The organism is Streptomyces alkaliterrae (assembly GCF_007097205.2).
Classification (GTDB): Bacteria; Actinomycetota; Actinomycetes; order Streptomycetales; family Streptomycetaceae; genus Streptomyces; species Streptomyces alkaliterrae.
In genome coordinates, this window is record NZ_VJYK02000442.1 from 1 (window position 1) to 3,271 (window position 3,271).

Annotated in this window: 2 protein-coding genes; both read right to left on the reverse strand. The window is 68.6% G+C overall.

What is annotated here, in order from left to right; genetic code table 11:
- Positions 1-202: 202 nt before the first annotated feature.
- Positions 203-880, reverse strand: coding sequence for a hypothetical protein (locus FNX44_RS25280; RefSeq protein ID WP_143651311.1), 678 nt, complete (start codon positions 878-880; stop codon positions 203-205).
- 27 nt (positions 881-907) lie between these two features.
- Positions 908-2,944: a glycoside hydrolase domain-containing protein gene (locus FNX44_RS25285; protein WP_323369665.1), complete on the reverse strand. Its 2,037-nt coding sequence runs from the start codon at positions 2,942-2,944 to the stop codon at positions 908-910.
- Positions 2,945-3,271 lie beyond the last annotated feature (327 nt).

Sequence of the window (3,271 nt, forward strand, 5' to 3'; positions counted from 1 at the left end):
CCTCAACGATACGGCCCCTCCCCCGCCCGAGGCAGCACCGGGCGATCCGGCCGGAGTCCCGCGGTTCCGCCGGTGTCCGGCCGGTTGCCGTGTCCGGCGCCGCACCGCACACCGCCGGGCTGCTCGCCCGGTCGGCACGTCCGCGGTGCGAGCGGTGTCCGGCCCGGTGCCCCCACCGGGCCGGACACCGTGCGACGAGTTCTCAGCCCTGCTGGGCCCGCTGGAGGCCGCGGGCCCTGGCTCGCCGGCCCGGGGTGGCCGGGTCGGCGCCGGCACCCGCCTGGGGTGGCGCCTCCGGAGCCGCCTCCCGGGTGGCCGGGTCCAGCGCGGCGGCAACGCGGGCCAGCTTCCTGTCACCCGGCCGTACCGCGAGGTGGAAGTGCGAGATCTTGGTCGGGGTCAGGTCACCGCCCCACACCACGGTGCCCGCGCAGTCCAGAAGGATGTCACGCACGATCGTGTCCTGGTGCGGCCACAGCGGTTCGGTGCCGCTGAGCGGGAACGCCGCGGGACGCAGGGCGATCGCCGAGCCGGAGAGGTGGTTCGACTCGAAGGGCGCGCCCACCTCGCGGTCGGCCGTGTGGCCGAGGACCTTCTCCCCACCCTCGTCGAGCGGCAGTACCTCGTAGTGCCACCGGCGGGCGATGTGCAGGAGTACCGGCGCGGCCAGAGGATGCAGGCGGGCCTTCAGCCCGCCTGCCCCGGAGATGTGGAAATCCCGTATCTCCGAGGGGCGGATCGACCAGCCGTTCTCCGAGCGGTCCCCCCGCCACTGCTGTCGGCTCCGGGCCGCCGCGGTCGGGGGGAGCAGTACGCCGGGGAGCGCGGCGAGTGCCGTGGCGCCCGCAGCGGTACCCAGCAGTTTCCGTCGCGAAATCACGGGAGGTTCCTCACTCTGCGTTCAGGGTCACGAGACGACACGGGACACTCCGGGGTCGCTGTCCTCGCGCCAGATGTTGTGGTCAAGGCCCCAGCCCGGCTGGAACGTGTACTCCCTGATCTGGTTGAAGGACCAGTTCTTCGGCAGCGGGAAGCCGAGGTTCCCGGAGAAGCCCCAGGACATGCCGGACACGAACGACCAGCGCGCCTGCGCCTCCGCGGAGACCCTGGTACAGACGTTGCGCGAGCCGTAGACCCCGAACGTGTAGCGTCCGCCCTTCTGGCTCAGCGCCTGCCGGACGCCGTTGAAGTACGGGAGGATGTTGCTGTCGATCTCCCAGTCCTGCGCGTCGTAGTCCACCGCGAAGTAGATGCAGGTGCCGGCCGGAAGGCCGAACTCGACCGACTTGTCGTGGGCGATACCGCCCTGGTCGAAGCCTCTCCCGTAGTCGAAGTTCGCCAGCTGGGTGCCGTTGTACTGGAAGATGGGATACATCCGCAGCCCGGCCGCGAAGATGTTCTGCAACTCGCCCGGTTTCAGGGCTTTGTCCAGGTAGTAGGGACTCTCCGGGGGCAGGTGCTCGTCGAGGTAGCGACCGACGATCTCGTACCCGGCGTCCTTGAGCGCCCGGCCGCGTGCCGCGGTGATCTCGGTGATGCAGTCGCAGGCCGTGGCCGGACGGCTGGTGTCACCGGAGGAGACGAGCAACTGCGCCCAGGTCGTGTAGTCGTTGGTGCCGGTCTGGGGAATCTGCGAGAAACGCTGGAACGCCCGGAGCCAGCCGGTGTGACTGGTGGTCTCCGCGTCCGTGTGCAGATCGGAGACGTTGTACCGGACCGCGCTGTCTCCGTTGTAGGTCGGGGAGTTGAGGTAGCAGGCCGCGCGGAACAGGTAGCGGAAGTCGCCGAGCAGCTTTCCCGACCCCTTCCCGCGCAGGCCCGCCTGGGTCGACGGGCCGAAGTACCCCGTGATGCTGGCGGGGGCCAGGTCCAGCTCGAACTGGACGGACATCATCAGGCCCTTCTGGACCCCGCGTGAGTAGATGCCGTCGCACGGAACCATCTCCATGGCCGGAATGCGTCGCAGATAGCGGGAGTTCAGCCGCTGCTGGATGGCGCGGATCGAGAGGTCGCCACCAGGTACGGTCTTGAACTGCTGCATCTGGAAGAGCGCCTTGGTCATGTGCGCCCAGATGTAGGCGCTCACGGTGGATTCGCCGAGGCCCATGTCTCGCTGCAACTGCTCCAGGGAGGACTGGGACCGCGGCAACCAGATGTGCGCGGACTCCTCCGTGGAGGCCCAGTACCCCTTACACCACAACGCCCAGTTGTAGAGGCGGACGATGTTGCCGTTCCGCTCGTTGGCGGGAGTGGTGTGGCGTTCCCGGACCGCTGCGAAGGTGCCGGGGCCGAAGTTGCGTACGGTCGGCGATATCCCCAGTTCGTGTTGGAGCCCCTGGGTGAGTGCGAGCACGGTGTCCCAGCCGGTCCGGCCGTTCTCCTCACAGCGGGTGTACCCCGCGACGCCTTCGTAGGTGCGGTTCACCCACTGCTGCGCGGCCAGGACGTTGGGGTCGATGCGCAGCGAGCCGTTCCAGTCCACGGCCGGGTCGACCGACGATCCGGTGCGGGCATACGGCAGCAGGTTGCCGGGGCAGTCGGTGTCGTAGTCGTGGGAGTGCGGGAAGATGAAGGTTCCCGCACGCCTCCCCGAGGGAGCGTTGTCCCGAAGGTGCGCGATGAGAGAACGGATCGAGCGGAGCATCTCCTCGGTTGGCATCTCGCTTCCGCGGAGCAGCCCGCAGATCGAGTAGAACCCCGTGTTGCGCCCCACGGACTCGGAACGGCTGAGATCCACATAGCCGGGGGCGTTCGCCTCTGCCCGCTCGTACCCCCTCCCCTGGTAGACATGCCCGTGCGGGCAGACGAGGAAGTTGTACATCATGTCGCCGCCGTAGTCCCCGTCGAGACTCTTGTGGAAGACCTTGGCGACATCCTTCCTGCAGTCTTCCTCGTCGTTCAGCTCACCGGCGAACAGGCCTCCCCCGCGGTAGTGCAGGAACACCCCACCTCGCCATGGTTCCCAGGCGTTGCCGGAGGCTCGCGGCGGGGCGGCCGCCTGGCTCCTGTCCCTCTCCCGCACGTATGGGGCCCAGACACTGCGTGTGTAAATGGTTACCGACATTCCCCAGAGCTCCCCGTCTTTCCGTTTCGCGCAGAGCAGCCCCACTGTGCCCGCGGCCTGCCGGAAGCGGTACCTGAGAACTCTGAGGGTGATGCCGCCCCGGACTGAATCCGGGTGGCTGGAGAGCTTCGTCGGGCTACCGTGGTTGCTCCGCCGAACGGGTCGTCGCCGACCACGGCCTGTCGCTCGGTCCGAGCGGGGCTGACG